Source organism: Terrabacter sp. Ter38, assembly GCF_024519435.1.
Taxonomy (GTDB): Bacteria; Actinomycetota; Actinomycetes; order Actinomycetales; family Dermatophilaceae; genus Terrabacter.
The window spans coordinates 23,208-40,367 of sequence record NZ_JALJRZ010000001.1; the positions used below are offsets into that span (position 1 = coordinate 23,208).

A 17,160-nucleotide genomic window follows, 5' to 3' on the forward strand; every position below is an offset into this window, starting at 1 on the left:
ACAGCTGCGACTGCCGGAGTCCGAGCGCGGCCTGGGGTACCTGTCGCTGTTGGAGCGCCAGCAGATCAGTACCCTGCGGGGCAGAGGCTTGTCGGTTCGGGAGGCCGCGCGCCGGCCGGCAGGTCCGCCTCGACGGTGAGCCGGGAGCTGCGCCGGAACACGCTCGCCAGGACGGGAGGGTGTACGACGGTGACCTAGCTCATGCCCACCGCCCACGAGAGACTCCTGACAAGCCTCACCGCAGCAGCCGCGCCCGACCTCGCCGCCGCCTTCGCCGTCGGCCCCGACACGGTCGCGGAGATGCGCATCGTCGCCAGCGACAACCCCGACCGGATCTGGTCCGAGCCGGTGTTCGCTCGTCTGTGCGGCGTCGCGCCGATCCCCGCTTCATCGGGGCTGACGACTCGCCACCACATCAACCGGGGCGGCCATCGTCAAGCCAACGCAGTCCTGTATCGCGTGGTCATTGTGCGGATGCGGCACCATGAGGCGACCAAGGCCTAGGTCGGCCGTCGTACCGCCGAGGGCAAGACCAAGGCCGAGATCATCCGCAGCCTCAAGCGGCCCCTCGCCGGGGAGCTCTGGGCCGCGATGCGACCCCTACGCACCACCCCACGACCCCTCGAAGCCGCCGCTTGACGGCTATAGGAGCGTCAACGCCCTCATGGAAGGCACGATCGGGCTGTACAAGACCGAGTGCATCGCCGCGACCGTCCTCCACCATGGACCCTTGAAGACGATCACCGCTGTCGAGTTCGCGACCAGCGGCTGGGTCTCGTGGTTCAACACCACACGGCTCCACTCGAGCATCGGATGGGGCCACCCGCGGAGTACGAGCACACCTACCACCAGAGCCAGATCAAGCCGGACGCACCCCCATGACCACGGCCACGAGACCCCGGCGCCTCAGGTCTTTGCTTCGGGTTTCTGGTTCATTCGTTGCCGCAGTCGAGGATCTCGCCGGTCTCGAGATCGACCACGTCTGGATTGAGGTTTCCGGTGTCGATGAGGTGCAGCCGGAGGGACTCGCTGGCGTCTCGGCCTCTGGGCTTCATCAGGGCTTCGTCGTGGGCGAAGACGGTGTCGCGTTGCTGGACTGCCGGGTCGGCGCCGTGGCGGCTGTAGCGTGCCCGTGCTGGCCAGTCGCTGTGGCCTTCTTCGCAGTGGTCCTTCAGTCGGGTCCGGCCCCGTTCGGTGAACGCGGGGAGGGCGTAGCGGTGCCATTCCTCGAGTGCGTCGCTGTTGAAGCCCAGACCGGCGCTGCGACGTTGGTCTGCCAGCACGGCGATCTCGTGGACGAGGTGGGGGTGACGTGGCCAGCAGGGTGGGATGATGCCGACGACGTCCCAGACGTACTCGGCGTTGAGCCAGGAGACGACCAGGTCCAGCCACGTCCAGAGCTCGCGCCGCAACTGTGGCTCTCGGATGCTGCTGGGGTCCCAAGGGCGGGGCAGCATGCGCAGGTCACCGAGGGCTTTCCTCTGCTCGGCTGTGCCGTTGGCGGCGATGTGCAGCTCGCGGTAACAGTGCCTCAGTGCCCGGCCGGGCTCCGGGAACGGCCGGACCATGAACGCCCCCAAGTAGCTCGGCTTCGAGTTGGCGCTCATGGCGACAACCCGCGGTCCGGTCCGGTGATCGTGCCGCTGGACAGGCCGTGCCGTCGCGCCTCGACAAGGGCAGCGGTCGAGCGCGCCTGTGAGGAGACCACCAGCCGGCGCTGCTCCCCCAGTCTGGCGCGGGTGCCGGATTGTTCGGCGAGCAGCTGGCGCCCGTGCCGCCCGTCGATGCACCGGCGCAGGGCGGCGATGATCGGTTTGCCGTTCTCGGCGACGACGAGCGCGTGCCGTTCCTTGAGCTGACGGACCTCGGCTCCGGTGAGGATGGGGATGTCCTCCCCGGCGACGTTCCGCCCACCGCGTTGCCCGCTCTGCCAGCTGGTGCGGGCGACTCTGACCGGTCCTAGGAGGTCGCTGATCTCATGGTTGAACGCGACGTCCTTGGACCCGCCAAAGAGGATCAGGTTGTTCGTCAGCCCCAGCAGCGTCCGGGCTTCCTGGTCGCCGAAGATGGAGGAGAGCTGCGGGCGAGTCTGCGCGGCCCAGATGAAGGAGATTCCGAGGGCGCGCTCGTTGGCCATCCGGGTACGCAGCGTGGGCAGCGGCGCGGTGGAGGGCAGCTCGTCCAGGCAGGCGAGCATCGGCGGGCAGAGCCGCCCCCACCGCGACTTGTTCGCGGCGGCGAGGGCCGTGTCGAGCACGTGCTCGGCGACGGCCGTCATCAACGGCGACGCGCTGGCGTACGGGTCCTCCCTCCCGAGCAGGTAGATGGTGCCACGCCGTGCGATGACGTCGGCGACGTCAGTGGCGGGCCGTCCGGGGCCCGGGACGCACCGGCGCCTGATGGGCTCCTGGAAGAACAGGCTCATCGTCTGCTGCACCGTGGTGATCGTGTTCCCGGCGGTTCGGTCGTCTCCGCGGAGCGCCCCGAACAGCAGACCGTGCCAGAACGGCGCGGCGTGCGGGTGCTCGCGCAGGATCTCGGTCGGGTCGGTGGCGCTGAGCGGGTTCGCAACCCAGCGCAGCACGTCCTGCAGGGTGCGGCCCGTCAGGGCGGCCGCGTGGAAGTAGGCCTGCAGGACCTTCGCGGCCTCGGCCGCGTAGAACCGTGCCGCGTCGTCGCCGTGCCCGCCCGCGACGGCGCCTTTGACGCTGCCGGCGGTGAACGCCTTCGCGCGCCGCTCGGCCAGCATCGGGTCCACGCACCCGTCGATCGGGTCCCAGACCAGCTCGGGCAGCCCGGTGGCGGCGCCGAACGGATCGAGCACGACACAGGGCCGCTCCCCCGCAGAGCGCGCCGTCAGGCTCAAAAGCAGGTCATCGAGCTTCGTCAACGTGACGAGCGCCGCGCCGGGCGCCTGCAGCAACGCGGGGATCAACGCGTCCAGGGTCTTGCCGCTGCCCTGCGGGCCGATGACCCCTGCGGTGCGGTCCCACGGCACCCACAGCTGCCCGCCACGCGGCTGGGAAGACGTCCCGAGCCGCCACCCCACGTCAGTCGGCTCGAACCGCGCCCTAGACGAGGACCGCGACCGAGACCGTGACGCAGACGGCATTGGCGTGGTCGCGGTCGCCATCAGGGTCGCTCCTTGCCGTAGAGGTCGGGACGGATGATGGACCGGACACGGTGCAGCCGGCGACGCCCGAGCAGCTTCTGCGCCTGCGCCTTGCTGGCCATCCCGTGGATGCGGTGCGGTCCCCATCGCAGCCAGATGTCCCTGCCGGCCCAGCCCAGCACAGCCAGGACCACGAGCTCAGTCCCAGCCACCCAGGCCCGCACCGCGGCCGGTGACGCCCGACGCGCCCTGCCCGCCGTGCCCGTGTTCGTCGGTAGCCCGGCGCTGGCGTCGCCGGCGAGGATCCCGGGCGCGCTGGTGAGCAGCGCGTCTCTCGGTGGGAACGACACGCCCGAGCCGGCGGCGAGGTTCGCGGCTGCGCGGCCGGTCTGCGCCCCGAGCAGGAGCAGCAACAGCACCGTGACAGCGAGCATCAGCGGGATCTCCCACGTGAACGGGTACGGGTTCGAGCGTCGTGACTGCTGCATGATGGGCCTCCCTCACCGACCAAAGCCGCACGGACCGCCGTCGGCGTTCACCGCCGCCGACCCTGCCGTTCCTGCGTGGTGGCGGCTCGTCCTGGTGCTTCCTGGAGCTGTTGGTGGCGCCACAGCCAGGCCGCCGGGTCCTGCCCGCCGTTGCTGCCGTCGAGGGTGGGCTGCTCCCAGCCGCGAGCCCGGACGGTGCTGTGCCAGTGGAACGCCGGGTCGGAAGGGTCGAGTTCCCGCAGGGCAGGGTCGGCCTCCGTGACAGCCTCACCAGCACCCCCGTCAGCGCCCGCCGGGACGGCATCCGGCGCCGTGTCGCAGGACAGCTGCCACGGTGCGGGCTGCCTGGGGTAGTCGGCAGGTTCGGCGGGGATGTCGCTCATTCGGGTGACCGGGTCACGGTCGGCTGGTCGGCCATGTTGCCGGCGCGCCAGATCTCGAAGATGTGGTGGCTGCGCCCGCTGGCGTAGGAGAAGTGCCCGACCCCGAGCGATCTCGACCGGGCCTCGATGGTGGTCCGGGTCGCGGGGTCCCACACGAGCATCACGTGCCCGATCCGTGACGGGCCGAGGTAGGAGTCCCAGAAGACGACGTCGCCGGGCCGCTCCGTCCCCGGCTGGACGCGGAAGCCGTCGCCTTTGGCCAGCCAGGCCCGCTGCGCTCCGGCTGTGCGGGGCATGCTGACCCCGATCCGCGAGAACGCCGTCTGGACGAGGGAGGAACAGTCCCACGCGTCGGGGCCGTTCGCGCCCATGACGTATGCGTCCCCGGTCTGGCTTCCGGCCCATTGCAGGAGCTGCCGCACCCGGTCGCTGGTCAGCGGCGGCAGGGTGCGGTCACCGCCGCCGCCGGTGAGGGCAGGGGCGTCGCAGCCGCTCGGGTCGCCGAGGACGATCCCGCCGCCGTACGCGTGGGCGTAGTGCAGGACGTCGTCGACGTATCGGGCGGCGTGGTTGTACGCGTACAGCGCCTTGGTGACGCCGTTGGGGCCGTCGGTGGCACCGGAGCGCACGAGGTAGTTCGCAGCGGAGGTGATGCTGTCGGCGTCGTTGCGGATGTCGGCGCGTCCATCGCGGTCGCCGTCGACGCCCACCGCCGCGAACGTGGCCGGCAAAAACTGCATGAGCCCTTCGGCGCCGGCGCTCGAGGTGGCGGCTACGCGGCCGTGACCGGTCTCCTCCATGCCGATGCCGGCGAGCAGCGTCCACGGGATCGCGTACCTCGCGGCCGCCGCCTCGTAGAGCGCCTTGACGCGGACGGGTATTGGCAGCGGCGGGTTGCGCAGGGAGGCCTGCCGAGGGTCGCCGGGCGCGGGAAGCGGGAACCCGATCCCGCCCTCCATCCCCCCCGCCGTAGACCCCGCCGCCGCTCCGGTGTCTCCCGCTCCCCCAGTGCCCGCTCCCCCAGTGGCCGCTCCGCCCGTGGCCGTGCCGCCACCGGACCCGGTTGCCGCTGATGTGCCCGACGTGACGGCGCGGCCGTTGAGGGGTGCGCCGTGCGCGAGCATCCACGGGACGGGGTCGGTCGCGACCCCGTGCAGGAGGATCTCGAGGTGTAGGTGGTTGCCGGTGCTGGTGCCGGTACTGCCCTCGAACCCGAGCCGCTCCCCCGCCGTGACGGGCTGTCCGGCTCGGACGTCGATCCGGGCGAGGTGGGCGTACCGGCTGGTGACGTCGCCGGCGTGCGTGACGTCGACGTAGTTGCCGTAGCCGTTCCGGGAGACCCCGGCGAAGCGGACCCTGCCGGGTCCGATGGCGACGACCGGGCCCGGTCCGGGCTGGGAGACGAGGTCCTGGCCGGAGTGGTGCTCCCAGCGCAGGTAGATCGGGTGGAACTCGCGCCCGAACCCGCGCCGGCTGACCGTGTAGGGCTGGGTGAACGGCGGCCGCCACTCCCCTGTTGCAGGGACCGCGGCCCCGCACGCGACGGTACGCAGCTGCTCCCCCGCTGCCGGACCGGCGACCGTTATCACCAGCACCGCGGCCGCGATGGGGATGCACGCCAGCAGGACCAGCGGCAGCATGATGACGGCAATCCTCCTCATCGCCAGCGTCTTTCAGCGCGCAGTCTCGAGGGCTTGGTTGGTGAACGTGAGCTGCCGTTCGAGCGGGTGCAGGACGGTGACGACCTTGTAGTGCTGGTCGCCGACGCACCACAAGGCGCGGCCCTTGCCCTGCATCGCCCAGCCGGTGACGAGGTCGCGGGCGATCGGGCCGAGGCCGAGCATCGTCTCGAGCTCGGCTCCGACGGCGCGGTCCTGCCCGTGCAGGATCTTGATGTCGGCCAGGTGCAGCAGGTCCTTGGCGATCGCGACGGCCTGCGAGCCGCTGTCTCCGGCGGAGAGCAGGTCCGAGGGTTTGTGAGCGATCGCGAACTGGACGTCGCCGTCGCGTCGAGACAGGCGCAGATCCGCGTCGAAGCTCTTGACCGCCTCCGGCCCGAGCCGTAGCTGCTTCCACGACTCGTCGCGGACCACGACCCGCGCGTCCCCGGGGGCAGCGAGCTCCCGCATCCCACGGCCCCACGAGTTCAGGCACGTCAGGGCGATCCCGACGGCCCCGTCGCCGAGGGGCTCGAGCCGGGACAGGCTCAGCGACTGGATCGGCGCGGCCCAGTCGACGTCGATGCTGGTGTGGTCATCGAACAGGCCGGCCAGAGCCCCGGAGACGAGCTGGCCGAGGGCGTCCCGCAGCGTCCGGGTGTCGTCGAGGAAGTGGCGTTCGTCGGCGTACCGGCACTGTGCGATGAGCTCGCTGGTTGGTGTGTCGAGCAGGCGCCACAGGTGCGGGATGGTGGTCTCCCGCATCCGGGTGTTGCCGTGGGCGTAGCCGGTCAGGTGCGCCAGGGCGGCCTTGACGACGACCTCGTCGGTGGGTCCGAACTGCACCCGGTGTTCGCCGACGCGTTGGGAGCCGACGAGGCCACGGACGAGGGTGAGCCAGCGGGCGAAGACGATCGCAGCGCGGCCCTGGGCCTGCTCCGCGCTGAGCTGGTCCCAGCCGGCGATGAGCGGCCCGAACGCGAGCGGGTTGATGCGCGTGGGCATTCCGTGGCCGATCGCGAACGGCTGCACGCCGAGGGCCCGGCAGAGCGGCTCGTACTCGTCCTTCGGGTCGCCCAGGACGAGGACCCGGTAGCCGAAGTCCATCATTCGCAGGCAGAACGCTTTCGTTGTCGCGGATTTGCCTCTGCCGGGTTTGCCGAGGCTGAAGATGTTGGGGTTGGTCACCGGGACCGTGTCGTCGAGGACCCAGCCGAGCGGGTCGGCGTAGAACGACCCGCCGGAGAGCAGGTCGATCCCCATCTGCGCCCCGGTCGGCGGCAAGCCGGGGGTGGAGATGAAGGGCCACAGCACCGGGGCCTGCTCGGAGGTCATCCGCCACGCCGAAACCGGCGCTGACCCCGACGCCCAGCCCCGGCCGGGTCGGCGTGCCCCGCGCCGCGGGACGTGCCGGAACAGCCGGGAGTCCCTGGGTCGGTGCAGGGTGGGCGGGACGGAGGGAAGCTCGTGCCCGAAGTCCGACAGGAGCCGGGATATGTCCCGACCGTCTCTCCCAGCGAGCACTCGACCGTGCCGGGGACCGTTCGTGAGGTTGGTGCGTGCAGGGCGCATGTCAGTCGGGCTCTCAATCGGCCTGGCGGGTGAGGCTGACCCCGAGCGGGACGCTCGACGCGGCGAACGCGACGTCCTGGGCGAGGTCCAGCCGCAGGGGTGCGAACCCGGCCCGGCGCACGGACGCGTCGAGGTCGCGCCCGAACGCCGAGACCCTGGCGGTCTTGGGGACGGTGACGGTCACGACGGCATACGGGCGGGTGAGGCTGTTGCCGCGGGCGAGCTTCGCGTCGAGGCGACGGACCGTCTCGCTCTCCTGGTTGGCCTTGGCCCGCTTCTTCACCTTGGCCCGGTGCCGCAGCTCGTCACCGATGTCAGCGGCCCACTCGCTCGTGGCGCTCTGCCGGTTCGCGACCGACGCGCTCAGGATCGGATAGCAGACCATGAAGGAGCGCCGCTCCCCCGGCGCGGTCGGGGTCAGCGCTGGCGCGAGGGCTCCCATCGCGGCGCCCCTGACGGGCAGCTTCACCGTCGAGGAGATCGAGTTCCACGCATCGTGGCTGTAGTGCCGCACGGCCGGGTCCGCGCCGGATGGCCCGGCCATCGCCCACGGCACATCCGCGTTGATCCCCGCGTTGATCTCCGGGCTGCGCTGAGACGCGTCGCTGGCCGCGTCGGTGGTGTCGCGGATGTCGGCGCTGTCGGTGGTGGCGCGGCCGGCGAGGGCGTCGACGATCCCGGCCCGGTCACCGGGCGCGAAGCCGGTGCGGCAGGCCAGCGCCAGCTCGGGGCTGGTCAGCCAGGCCACGCTGGTCATCCCCATCCCGCCACGCAGCTGCGCCTCGACCTCGTCGGCGAGGCTGTAGAGCACCCGGGCGCGGCCGTCGAGGCCGCCGCCAGATTCCTTGGCCTCCCGGGCGAGCCGCCCCTCGGGGACGACGATGGTGACGAACGCCTCGGTGCGGACGCTGGCCCGGGTGAGGTTCGCCTGCAGCTCGTCGTTGACGAGCCGAGCGACTTGGGGCCCGGTGGGCCGGCGGTGCCGGGTGATCCACTGGTCGCGTTCAGCACCGTCCTCCGGGACGGTCCGCACCAGGAACACGACCGCGTCGATCAGCTCGGTCCGGGCTGCGAGGTCGAGCAGCTCTCCCAGCCCTGCGCCGAGTTGTTCGCGCTGGTCGAGCTCGGCCAGGCCGATGCCGGGGTGGATCACCGACGCGGTCAGTGCCCACGTCCGGCAGCGGTGGTCCTGGATGATCGCGGTCCGGGTGCACGTGGCCCCGCGCGGGGGGCCGTCGTGGATCCGGACGCCCTGCAGCACCCCGGGCAGGTCCGGCTCCTCGAGCGAGTCCACTTCTCCGGTGGAGGCTTTCGACCGGAACCGGGTCCACCCAGTGAGGCCACCGGCCGCGAACGACAGGGACGCGAGGACCCAGCCCACTGCCGACCGTCCACGGACCGGCGTCACTGTGACGAGTACGACGAACGCCCACAAGAGCGTGAACAGGGCCACCGACGTCCACGCCGCCTGCTGCATCGCCCACGCGATCGGCAGGAAGGTCAGCGCGACCGTGGTCAGCTGCCAGCCGGACAGTCCGAAGAACCACCCGATCCGGGCCCGCGAGTAGTCGGAGTAGATGACTCCCATGACGTGCTCCTCTCTCCTATGCCGGCACGGCGGGCACGGCGGGCACGGCGCCCGCGGCAGCTCCCCCGCCGGCGCCCGCTCCCCCAGCGCCCGCAGCGCCGCCTCCGGCACCTGCGGGTACGGCGCTGCCCCCACCGCCTCCCGACATCCCTGTCGCGCCGGGGTCGGTCCCCGACGGCGTGGTGGGCATCGTCGGCGTGTTCGGGAACGAGGGCTGCCCGCCGCCGCTGCCTCCACTGCTGCCGCTGTTGCCGTCAGGTCCGGTGCGGTCGGCGCCGTTGATCTCCGGGTTGTCGTCGTCGCGTCGCTGGTTGCGCTGGCGGCTGTTTCGCCGGTCTGAGCTGAAGTCCGGGACGTAGCTGGAGTCCCCGACACCCATCTGGTTGGTCAGGTCCGCGCCCACCGCGGCACCCCGGGCGCCGACCGTCGCGACCAGACCCAGACCTGCCGCTGCGAGGCCACCGAACCGGCTGTTGGTGGAGCTCTCCCCGGCGCCCTCGGCCTGGGAGCGTCCGTGCTCGTCGGTGCTCGACGCGGCCGTAGAGGTGGAGTCCCCGGCACTGCTTTTGCCACCGAGGACTCCGCTCAGGCCGCCCTGGGCGGCCATCCCGGCGCGCAGGGCGGCACCGGAGGAGGTGCCCGGGTCGGTGAAGGCGAGCAGCTTGAACAGGGCGAGCGGGCTCGCGCAGCCGATGCAGATGAGGATCACGCCGGGCACCGCGGTGCCGATGGCCTTCTGCAGGTCGTCGGTCATCCCGGTGGCGACCCCGGAGGTCATCTGCACCCCCACGCCGAGGACGAGGACCATCAGGACCGGGGTGAACGCGGCGGCGTGGAACCAGCGGAAGCTCTTCCAGAACCAGCTACGTCCGAAGTCGTAGGACAAGCCGGCTGCGGAGATCGGTGTCGTCGCGGCCAGCACCATGAGCGCACCGGCGCGGGTCAGCAGGACGAGCAGGTGCCCGATCGCGGCGAAGACCAGGACGATGCCCATCAGCCCGAGGACGGTGGCGACCGTGCCGTCGGAGATGTCGGCGGTGGAGACCGGGGTGCCCAGCGGCCTGAACTGCGCCCAGGTGTCGACGTGCAGCAGCGTGGTCATCAGGGCCTTGGTCAGGCCGCCGCACGCGGCGAGGACGGCGATGCCGTAGCCGATCCATGCGACCCACACGAGCAGGAACTGGCCTGTGCCGATGAGCACCTGTCCCACGGAGCGGCCGTCTCGGCGGAAGGCGGCGACCCCGAGCTGCGCCACCGTGAGGACCAGCATGAGGGTCAGCCCGATCCAGAACGTCACCCGGTAAAGCGGCCCGGCCGGCCCGCCCTCGCTCAGGTCCGGGGTGGTGAAGTCGTCGACGATGCCCAGTACGAGCCTGAGCAACCACAGGCCAGCGTTCCACAGGCCGAGCATCGCGGCCGTCCAACCGTCGGCGACGACCTTGCCGGCCGCCGACGCCAGGTAAGAGAACGGGTTGAGCATGCTCAGGACCCCGCGCTTCCGGCGGCCGCACCCGAGTCGGGTGTGGTACCCGTTCCTGCGGCGTCGACCCAGGTCCGCCACCCCGCCCGGAGGGCCAGGTCGGTGCCCGGCCACGTGGACGGCGCCGGGGCCGGGCTCGGTCCGGGCGCGATCATCCACCGGCCACCGTTCACCGCCTGTCGCCGGGCTCCGCCGGTGAGGTTGGACTCGGGCTGCGCCGTCCATTGCATGCGTTCGCAGTGGCCGTAGGCGATCTGCGCGTCGGTCGTGATCACGGCCTGCACGTCGAGCAGGACGCAGGCGAGGACCCAGTCGTCGCCGTCGACGCCCTTGACCATCCCCGCGGCCGGGGTGACGGTGACCGTCACTCCGGGTTCCGTGCTCTGGCCTTGTCTGGCGGCGGCGAGGAAGGCTTGGACGTTCTGGGTGAGCGGCCATGAAGCCACCCCGACCGCCCCGACGAGGGTCCAGCCGTGGTGGACATCGTTGACCTGCGGGATGGACATGCCTTGCAGGACGGTGGCGTCGATCGCGGCGAGCTGGGCCACCGCCCCCGCCGGGGTCTTCGGGAAGCCGGTCGGGACGCCCGCCGGGCCGGTTCGCGTCGCCGCCGGCACGAGCAGCGTCGGGGCCGGTTGGGCTGAGGGGACGCCTCGGCGGGCACTGTCCGGGTCGACCTTGAGCATGGGTGCGGTGGCGGTGTTGTCGCGGTACGCCTGACCTCTCACGGCGCCCGCTGGTAGGCCGCGACCGGCGTCGCCCAGGATCTCGGCTTCGTGCGTCCCCCCGGTGGCCGCTGGGGATGAGGCTGTGGAGGTGCCCATGGAGCCGAGGGCGTAGTAGACGGCGAGACCCAAGCCGACCAGGAGGACGAGCGCAGCCAGCACACCGCCCGCGAGAATGGTCACCAGGCGCCGCCGACCCCACCCGGTGCCGGCGGAGCCGTCGCGGCGAGCAGCGGATCGATCGGTAGGTCGGAGGGTGGGTCGCATCAGACGCAACCGTTGCCGGTCATGGCGCTGACGATCCCCGGGAGGATGAGGTAGCCGATGACGGCCACGAACACCATCGCCAGGCCGACGACGCCCGCTTTGCTCGCGTGGGGCATGCCGAAGATGCGGCCGCCGACGACGGCGCCGATGCCCACGACGATCCCGAGGGTGAAGAGGATCCCGACGCCCCACAGGACGTAGCCCATGAGCTGGTCGGCGTAGACCTGGGCACCCGGCGGGGCCACCGGGCACACCACGTGCGGCAGGGCGGCATACGCAGCCGATGCGTACTGGGGGGTGGTGGCGTTCATGATGGGAGGTCCTTCTCGTCGATGTCGGCCCTGGCGAGCCGACGCAGGGTGGCCGCCGCGCTCAGCAGCGCCGGCGGGAGGGGCTGGGAGTCGAGTCCTCGAGCGGCCAGCGCCGCGTCGGTCGGGATGTCGACGAGCCGGCCGCACCGGTCCAGATCCCGCGTCCGCGGACCCACGGTTGCCGTGAGCCCGCGCGGCCACCGCGAGCGCCGAGGACCCACCACACCGGCCACGACGACAATGCCTTGGAGCAGGGCGACGACCCCCTCGAGCCGCCGGAGGCCCGGCACGGTTGCAGAGGTGACCGCAATGATCGTGGGCGCGTTCCGCACGTGCTCGGCCAGCCAGGTCGACCCGGCCAGCAACTGGCCGAGCTCCCACGAGAGATCCAGGACGCTGAGCCCCATCGGTCGTGTCGGCGTGATCGGAAGTGGCACGTCCTCAGGCCCGGTCACCGTCGCGGTCGCGCGCTCGAGCACCACTTGGTCACGGCTGCCTCGCGACCAGCCGTTGCTGTCACCGAGCTCGGCGGTGGCTGCCGCAGCCAGGCCCGAGGCGGTGGCGCTGGCGCACTCGATGACCCGCGCGGTCCCCGAACCTGACGCCACCGCGACGGCGAGGGTAGTGGCGCCGGCGCCGCCGTGGCAGCCGACAACGGGGAGGACCGGCTCGGCCGGCTCCCACATACCCTGGGGCCCAGACCTGGCGCCGCCCGGTGAGCCCCCGCAGTGGCGGCTGCCGCTGCGGAACTGCCCCGCCTGAACAGCCAGCCAGGCTTGCTTGAGCTCGTCCGTGCTGACCGCCGGGCGCGCGAGGGCGGTGCTCACGACGGTCCCCGATCGAACGTCATGCGGCGCGCGTCGAGGGCTCGCCGAAGTTCGCCTGAGTCGAGGTGTGAGAGCGCCACCTTGGCTCGTTGCACCTCGTGCAGCCGCTCGACACACGCAGCGAGCTCGTCGAGCGTCGCCATCTCCGTGCTGGCGAGGTCCATCAGGTGCTCGACGTCTCTTGGTTCTGTCTCGGTTTCTGTCTCTTGCACGGTCACTGTCATCACCTCGCCGCCTAAAGCCCGCGCGTTCCGGCAGGCGGTCACCGGTCACGCCGGGACCCTCACTGCCGTGACGCCCCCACGCAGTGCTCGGATGGCTCGGCTCGTGCGCCGGCGCACGGTGATGGCGGCGACTCCCTGCCGCTTGGCGACCTCGGCCGAGACGTCGTTGCCGAGCAGCCCCGCGTGGCCACGCCCCGACCTCACGGTCTGCTGCCGGTCGGCGGTCTGCGCCACGTCAACCAGCAGGAACCGGTCATCGTCGGTGATGACGCCGGCAGCGCACGCCGAGTCCAGCAGCTCGACCAGCATCTCTTGCACCGAGGTCTCGGAAACGTTGCAGGACTCCGCCGGTATGAACTCCCAGATCCTCTCGGACGGCGCGACGGGGATGGTCCGCGACCATGTCGGATCCGCCGCCACCCCAACGCCGAGGTCTCGCATCACGGCCTTGCGGGTGTTCATCAAGATGTTCGCCGCGACCCGATGCCCCCGCTGCCACCGGAAGGTCCGCGCCTCCATCCACAACGCGGCCGCCAGCATCTGGTCGATCCGCGGGGCAAGCGTGAACATCCGGGACGCCAGCAGACTCACCCCGGGCAGCAGGACCCACGCCAGAGCCCCGGTCGCGGCAACGTCATCACCACCCTCCGGCGAGGACAGCTCCGCCAACGCCAACAGGACCTTGTCGGCGTCATCGCGCTCGGCCCGCCGCAACCACGCCGGCAGCTCCAGCAGGTCATCCACCACACCCAGCACCGGACGGACCGACACCCAGACGGGCCACCGGGACCTGGCCGTGGCTAGCGCATGACTCTCCGGGTCACCCAGACCCAGCTGCGTCGCGACACTCATCATGAACTCCTTCCGCCGTGTAGACACGGCAGGAAGGTCGCTCTCAGACGTCCCCGTTGACGTCACCCAAATTGCGGATCCGAGACGGGGTACTTGTTACCGGCACCGGGGGTACATCCTCCTGAACTGCGACGATGCAACGTCCCCCAAGAATCCAAGGAAGTTATTGCGCGCGGCTCATGTCGCCCAGCAAGGGCGTGTCCGAACGGGGCTGCCGCCAGATGAAGTAGGTGCAACTCCCCGAGCAGACGAGACTGATCAACTCGAGCGGGGAGCCCGGGAAGATCCTCGTGCCTCACGATGGGATCGCCGGGCTCAGACGGACCACACTCACCGCCGACGACGTGCGCGACCTCGTCGAACGCATGCTGAAGAGCAGTGGACGCCGGGTCTATCTGAGCAGCCCGTTCGTCGAGGCACCCCTGCCTGACGGCTCCCGGTGGCATGTCGTCATTTCCCACATCAGGCTCGCACACTGGCCAGTCAACATCCGCAGGTTCGTCGTGACACGGACCATCTCGAGGACCTCGTGCGTCTCGGCACGATGATGAGGCTGGCCGCGACCTTCCTCGATGCGGCGGTGGGCAGCGGGCTCACGTCCTGGTGGCCGGCGGACTGCAGGCCGGGAAGACAACGCCCCTCACCTGCCTCGCAGCTCATGTCCCACCACGCGAACGCGCGATCACGCGCGAGGAGGTCTTCGAGCTCAAGATCGCGGCATAAGCCGCAAGTCCCCGGGGAATGACTAGCCAGCGTCCTCTGCCTGATGAAGGCAACCACGAGCTATTGCGGCGTCGCGTAGGAGCTTTGCAGCTCGAACTGCACCCTTGCGACTCAGCGCCGAGAAGTCGATTGAGGCATGGTCGGGGGGAGAATCGGGCAGGTGCTCATCGTCGAGGCAGGGCAGCGAGCTCTCGTCAGCTTCGGCGACAGAGACGCCCCATGTACCAGCGGATGCCAGCCCCGCATCTTTATGGCGACGGCAGGCTTCGTCAGGCCCGACACGCTCGCGAAGCGTTGAGAGCAGCCCGTGGTGATTACGGCTTGGTGTGAACGCGACACTCTGCACGACGGTTTCCTCGTCGAGGTGGACCGGATGGATCTGTCGGAGCAACACCTCATCCAGGTCGTCCAGCTTCAGTGGCGGCTTCGCATGGCTACCTGACATAGCTCGTGTCCCCCTGCGCAAAGTTAGTGATTACTGCTGCATCCCAGTCGAGCTCGGCGTCGAGTAGCTCGCCCGATCCACGATCGTCGACGCAAAGGTAGAGTCGGTCGGCTGGCTCGATCTCGGCTAGGAACTCGACAGCTTCGCGCTTCCACTCCAACGCCAGATGGCCGTCCGCTGTCGCCGCGACCCCGACGTGGACATCGACTAAGGACAGTGCGGTGACGACTTCCTCGAAGTGACGGATGACGTCCTCGGGCACAGCTTGACTACCCGGCCCAAGCCAGTCCGGCTCTAGGGCCGCAATCGCGGCAAGCTTTCGGAACAACCGTTTCTCCGTCCAAGGTCGGACAATTTCGATCTCCGACACGTCCGCTAATACGGAGATCGTGCCGTCGTCCTGTGGCGTGCCCAAGCCCGTGACGCTGACGTCCGGAGCGGTCACTCCATCTTCGGCCATGACCCGACGAACTGTCTTGGCAAGTCCGGGAATGTATGAGCCAAAGTGGCATCGCACACGCCCATCATCGATGTCACGCCTCAGCTGGAACGTCTGCGCAACGCTGTCGAATTCGACTATGACGCCGACCACCGACACAGCCTCCGGTGTCGGTGCGACAACCTCATCTATAGCGGCAAGAGTGACTCGGACGGACTCGTCGAGCTCGGCGACTGCAGTGCCGTCAGTCGAACCGACGGTGACCGTTTCGTCCGCCTTGAGCGTGGACCCGATCTTGCGGAATGTCCGGCGTTGACGAGGGGTGACCCCCGCAGGAACGATCCGGTCCGACTTGACCGAGGCCATGAGCTGTTGAAACGAGTCGGCCGCCTCCTCGTAAATGGCGAACCACTCGTCGTAGCTGGCGGACTGGAACCGGTCACCGCGATTCAGCCGCACGCGCGTTCGAGCGCTGCCCCGATCGACTCTGACGAGCCGGAGGTCGAAGGCCTCGTTGAAGCCTCCCGGAGCATTCGACTTGTCGGGATGCCGGTCAAGGTAGATCTGCCTCGCGACCTCAAAAAGAGCATCACGGTAATAGTCAACCTCCACGGCCGATTCGCTGGGCAGCCCACGCGCGTTGAACCGCTCCCCCTCAAGCTTGAGCTCTGCGTACCACTCATCGTCACCGGGCGCGTCGGAGCCGCCCCCGTCTACCTCAGTGGCCGAGAGGTCATCGTTGACTGCGGAGTCCCCTGATTCCGACATGCTGCGGAGGCTAGCAGGCAACTGCTCGGCGACGGCGTTGGCAGGGCGCTAGTCCTTGGCGCCCCGTGACGCTTCTCCATCGACTCACGGATGAAGTACTCCCTCGCCGTCGCGGCCCTGAACAACGCCGTCGCCCGCCGCCACGCTGACGGCGCCGACGTGACCGGCTGCGTCCTACGCACCGACCGCGGGTCGCAGTTCCGTTCCAGGAAGCTCGTCCACCAGCTCCACCGTCACGGCATGGTCGGCTCGATGGGCCGCGTCGGGGCGGCTGGCGACAACGCGGCCATGGAGTCGTTCTTCGCGCTGCTGCAGAAGAACGTCCTGAACCGTCGGGCCTGGGCGACCGGCGAGCAGTTGCGGATCGCGATCGTTACCTGGATCGAACGCACCTACCACCGCCGTTGGAGACAGCCCCGTCTCGGGCGGTTGACCCCGGTCGAATACGACTTGGTCATGACGACAACCGCCACCTAGGTGGCCTAACCGAAACTGTCACCCGTTCGTGCAGCAGACCCCCTTGAGTCCAGGCAGCTATGACACCACGACTGGCCGTCGAGCAGCGTGAATTGTGCCGCGGACTATGCCTACATGCGTCGAGCTCACGCCAGAAGTGTGCCTGACGGGTCAATCGCCGACTAAAGAAGGTACGGCTCCCCGAGATCGATGCCGGATGGCGCACCAACCGCGGTGGGCCATGCCTCGCTTCGAGGCCGTTAGCGTGGCAGCCTCCTCTCGCCGCATTGGGACGCCGTCGCGGTCCGTGGCCTACCGCTCCTCGTGGGACTCTCTGGACTGCGCGCGGGTACCCGCTGAGCTCCCAAGCCGATTACAGCCCGGACATGACGTGACGCTGGCTCACCGAACGGTTCCTGCTATCGCGCTTGGTCAGGGTCCCAGCCATCCTGGGGGCCACGCTTGTCCACCTTGTCGATCAGTTGGTCAAAGCCCTTGTCCCCGGAGGCTTCCGCTATCCATCGCAACTGCTCAGACACCTTCATCCACACGCCCTGTACCCAGACCTGAGGGTCCGTACCATGCTCGCGAAGGAAAGCGTCGAGCGCTGCCTTGCGGTAGACCAGCCGGCTGCCGCGCTTCTCCACCACCGGGCCCATGTCCAAGTAACGAAGGTCCCTGACGAACTTCGCGCTGAGGGTAGATCCCGCTGGGCCCGATAGGTAAGCCGCGGCCTCCTTCGTCGGCATCTCCATGTCTCGCGCTGGGTCATCCCCGGTGCCGGCCTCCATGATTCCTCATTTCCTTGCCACCTTGGGCCGACCGCCGCGAAGGCTCCGCGA

17 protein-coding genes and 1 pseudogene are annotated in these 17,160 nt (G+C 69.9%); 3 read left to right on the top strand and 15 right to left on the bottom strand.

Features of this window, described 5'->3' with window-relative positions; translation table 11 throughout:
* Positions 1-201: 201 nt before the first annotated feature.
* Positions 202-504 carry an IS110 family transposase gene (locus tag NR112_RS00075; protein ID WP_256791960.1) on the top strand — a complete coding sequence of 101 codons (303 nt, stop codon included), beginning with the start codon at positions 202-204 and terminating at the stop codon, positions 502-504.
* 428 nt (positions 505-932) lie between these two features.
* Here the strand turns inward: NR112_RS00075 and NR112_RS00085 are convergent, their stop codons facing one another.
* The 13 genes from NR112_RS00085 to NR112_RS00145 all read right to left on the bottom strand — a co-directional run bounded on the left by NR112_RS00085 (position 933) and on the right by NR112_RS00145 (position 13,487).
* A complete protein-coding gene (locus tag NR112_RS00085) occupies positions 933-1,607 on the bottom strand; it encodes a hypothetical protein (RefSeq protein ID WP_256791961.1) in 675 nt (224 codons plus the stop codon).
* Positions 1,604-2,998 carry a type IV secretory system conjugative DNA transfer family protein gene (locus tag NR112_RS00090; protein WP_256791962.1) on the bottom strand — a complete coding sequence of 465 codons (1,395 nt, stop codon included), beginning with the start codon at positions 2,996-2,998 and terminating at the stop codon, positions 1,604-1,606. Before NR112_RS00090 ends, NR112_RS00085 begins: the two co-directional genes overlap by 4 nt.
* Positions 2,999-3,132: 134 nt before the next feature.
* Complete coding sequence (locus NR112_RS00095; RefSeq protein WP_256791963.1) at positions 3,133-3,600, bottom strand: hypothetical protein; 468 nt, start codon at positions 3,598-3,600, stop codon at positions 3,133-3,135.
* 47 nt (positions 3,601-3,647) lie between these two features.
* Positions 3,648-3,983, bottom strand: a complete 336-nt coding sequence (locus tag NR112_RS00100; protein WP_256791964.1) for a hypothetical protein — start codon at positions 3,981-3,983, stop codon at positions 3,648-3,650.
* Positions 3,980-5,644: a peptidoglycan DD-metalloendopeptidase family protein gene (locus NR112_RS00105; RefSeq protein WP_256791965.1), complete on the bottom strand. Its 1,665-nt coding sequence runs from the start codon at positions 5,642-5,644 to the stop codon at positions 3,980-3,982. The genes NR112_RS00100 and NR112_RS00105 overlap by 4 nt, the downstream gene beginning before the upstream one ends.
* A 12-nt stretch (positions 5,645-5,656) precedes the next feature.
* A complete protein-coding gene (locus tag NR112_RS00110) occupies positions 5,657-6,976 on the bottom strand; it encodes an ATP-binding protein (protein WP_256791966.1) in 1,320 nt (439 codons plus the stop codon).
* A gap of 250 nt (positions 6,977-7,226) precedes the next feature.
* On the bottom strand, positions 7,227-8,801 hold the full coding sequence (locus NR112_RS00115) for an SCO6880 family protein (RefSeq protein WP_256791967.1): 1,575 nt from the start codon (positions 8,799-8,801) through the stop codon (positions 7,227-7,229).
* A 16-nt stretch (positions 8,802-8,817) separates the two neighbouring features.
* Complete coding sequence (locus tag NR112_RS00120) at positions 8,818-10,281, bottom strand: type IV secretion system protein (RefSeq protein ID WP_256791968.1); 1,464 nt, start codon at positions 10,279-10,281, stop codon at positions 8,818-8,820.
* Between the two features lie 2 nt (positions 10,282-10,283).
* Positions 10,284-11,189 (bottom strand): hypothetical protein, encoded by a 906-nt coding sequence (locus tag NR112_RS00125; protein WP_256791969.1) that lies wholly within the window; start codon positions 11,187-11,189, stop codon positions 10,284-10,286.
* 83 nt (positions 11,190-11,272) lie between these two features.
* Complete coding sequence (locus NR112_RS00130) at positions 11,273-11,584, bottom strand: hypothetical protein (protein ID WP_256791970.1); 312 nt, start codon at positions 11,582-11,584, stop codon at positions 11,273-11,275.
* On the bottom strand, positions 11,581-12,411 hold the full coding sequence (locus NR112_RS00135) for a hypothetical protein (RefSeq protein ID WP_256791971.1): 831 nt from the start codon (positions 12,409-12,411) through the stop codon (positions 11,581-11,583). Before NR112_RS00135 ends, NR112_RS00130 begins: the two co-directional genes overlap by 4 nt.
* Entirely contained in the window at positions 12,408-12,629 is a 222-nt protein-coding gene (locus NR112_RS00140; RefSeq protein ID WP_256791972.1) for a hypothetical protein, read from the bottom strand. Before NR112_RS00140 ends, NR112_RS00135 begins: the two co-directional genes overlap by 4 nt.
* 51 nt (positions 12,630-12,680) lie before the next feature.
* Positions 12,681-13,487: a hypothetical protein gene (locus tag NR112_RS00145; protein ID WP_256791973.1), complete on the bottom strand. Its 807-nt coding sequence runs from the start codon at positions 13,485-13,487 to the stop codon at positions 12,681-12,683.
* A 230-nt stretch (positions 13,488-13,717) separates the two neighbouring features.
* Here NR112_RS00145 and NR112_RS22355 point away from each other — a divergent pair, with 230 nt between their 5' ends.
* The gene (locus tag NR112_RS22355; protein ID WP_306216573.1) at positions 13,718-14,035 is read left to right on the top strand and encodes a hypothetical protein; all 318 of its coding nucleotides are present in this window, start codon (positions 13,718-13,720) and stop codon (positions 14,033-14,035) included.
* A 609-nt stretch (positions 14,036-14,644) separates the two neighbouring features.
* Here NR112_RS22355 and NR112_RS00155 read toward each other — a convergent pair.
* Positions 14,645-15,862: a hypothetical protein gene (locus NR112_RS00155; RefSeq protein WP_256791974.1), complete on the bottom strand. Its 1,218-nt coding sequence runs from the start codon at positions 15,860-15,862 to the stop codon at positions 14,645-14,647.
* 72 nt (positions 15,863-15,934) lie between these two features.
* Between NR112_RS00155 and NR112_RS00160 the strand changes: the two are divergent.
* Positions 15,935-16,339, top strand: a pseudogene (locus tag NR112_RS00160) (IS3 family transposase); the annotation flags it as partial.
* A gap of 398 nt (positions 16,340-16,737) precedes the next feature.
* Here NR112_RS00160 and NR112_RS00165 read toward each other — a convergent pair.
* Positions 16,738-17,109, bottom strand: coding sequence for a hypothetical protein (locus NR112_RS00165; RefSeq protein WP_256791975.1), 372 nt, complete (start codon positions 17,107-17,109; stop codon positions 16,738-16,740).
* Positions 17,110-17,160 lie beyond the last annotated feature (51 nt).

Coding starts and splice junctions, on each gene's coding strand:
- NR112_RS00075 (WP_256791960.1), top strand. CDS start 202: ATGCCCACCGCCCACGAGAGACTCCTGACAAGCCTCACCGCAGCAGCC.
- NR112_RS00085 (WP_256791961.1), bottom strand. CDS start 1,607: ATGAGCGCCAACTCGAAGCCGAGCTACTTGGGGGCGTTCATGGTCCGG.
- NR112_RS00095 (WP_256791963.1), bottom strand. CDS start 3,600: ATGCAGCAGTCACGACGCTCGAACCCGTACCCGTTCACGTGGGAGATC.
- NR112_RS00100 (WP_256791964.1), bottom strand. CDS start 3,983: ATGAGCGACATCCCCGCCGAACCTGCCGACTACCCCAGGCAGCCCGCA.
- NR112_RS00105 (WP_256791965.1), bottom strand. CDS start 5,644: ATGAGGAGGATTGCCGTCATCATGCTGCCGCTGGTCCTGCTGGCGTGC.
- NR112_RS00110 (WP_256791966.1), bottom strand. CDS start 6,976: ATGACCTCCGAGCAGGCCCCGGTGCTGTGGCCCTTCATCTCCACCCCC.
- NR112_RS00115 (WP_256791967.1), bottom strand. CDS start 8,801: ATGGGAGTCATCTACTCCGACTACTCGCGGGCCCGGATCGGGTGGTTC.
- NR112_RS00120 (WP_256791968.1), bottom strand. CDS start 10,281: ATGCTCAACCCGTTCTCTTACCTGGCGTCGGCGGCCGGCAAGGTCGTC.
- NR112_RS00130 (WP_256791970.1), bottom strand. CDS start 11,584: ATGAACGCCACCACCCCCCAGTACGCATCGGCTGCGTATGCCGCCCTG.
- NR112_RS00145 (WP_256791973.1), bottom strand. CDS start 13,487: ATGAGTGTCGCGACGCAGCTGGGTCTGGGTGACCCGGAGAGTCATGCG.
- NR112_RS00155 (WP_256791974.1), bottom strand. CDS start 15,862: ATGTCGGAATCAGGGGACTCCGCAGTCAACGATGACCTCTCGGCCACT.
- NR112_RS00165 (WP_256791975.1), bottom strand. CDS start 17,109: ATGGAGGCCGGCACCGGGGATGACCCAGCGCGAGACATGGAGATGCCG.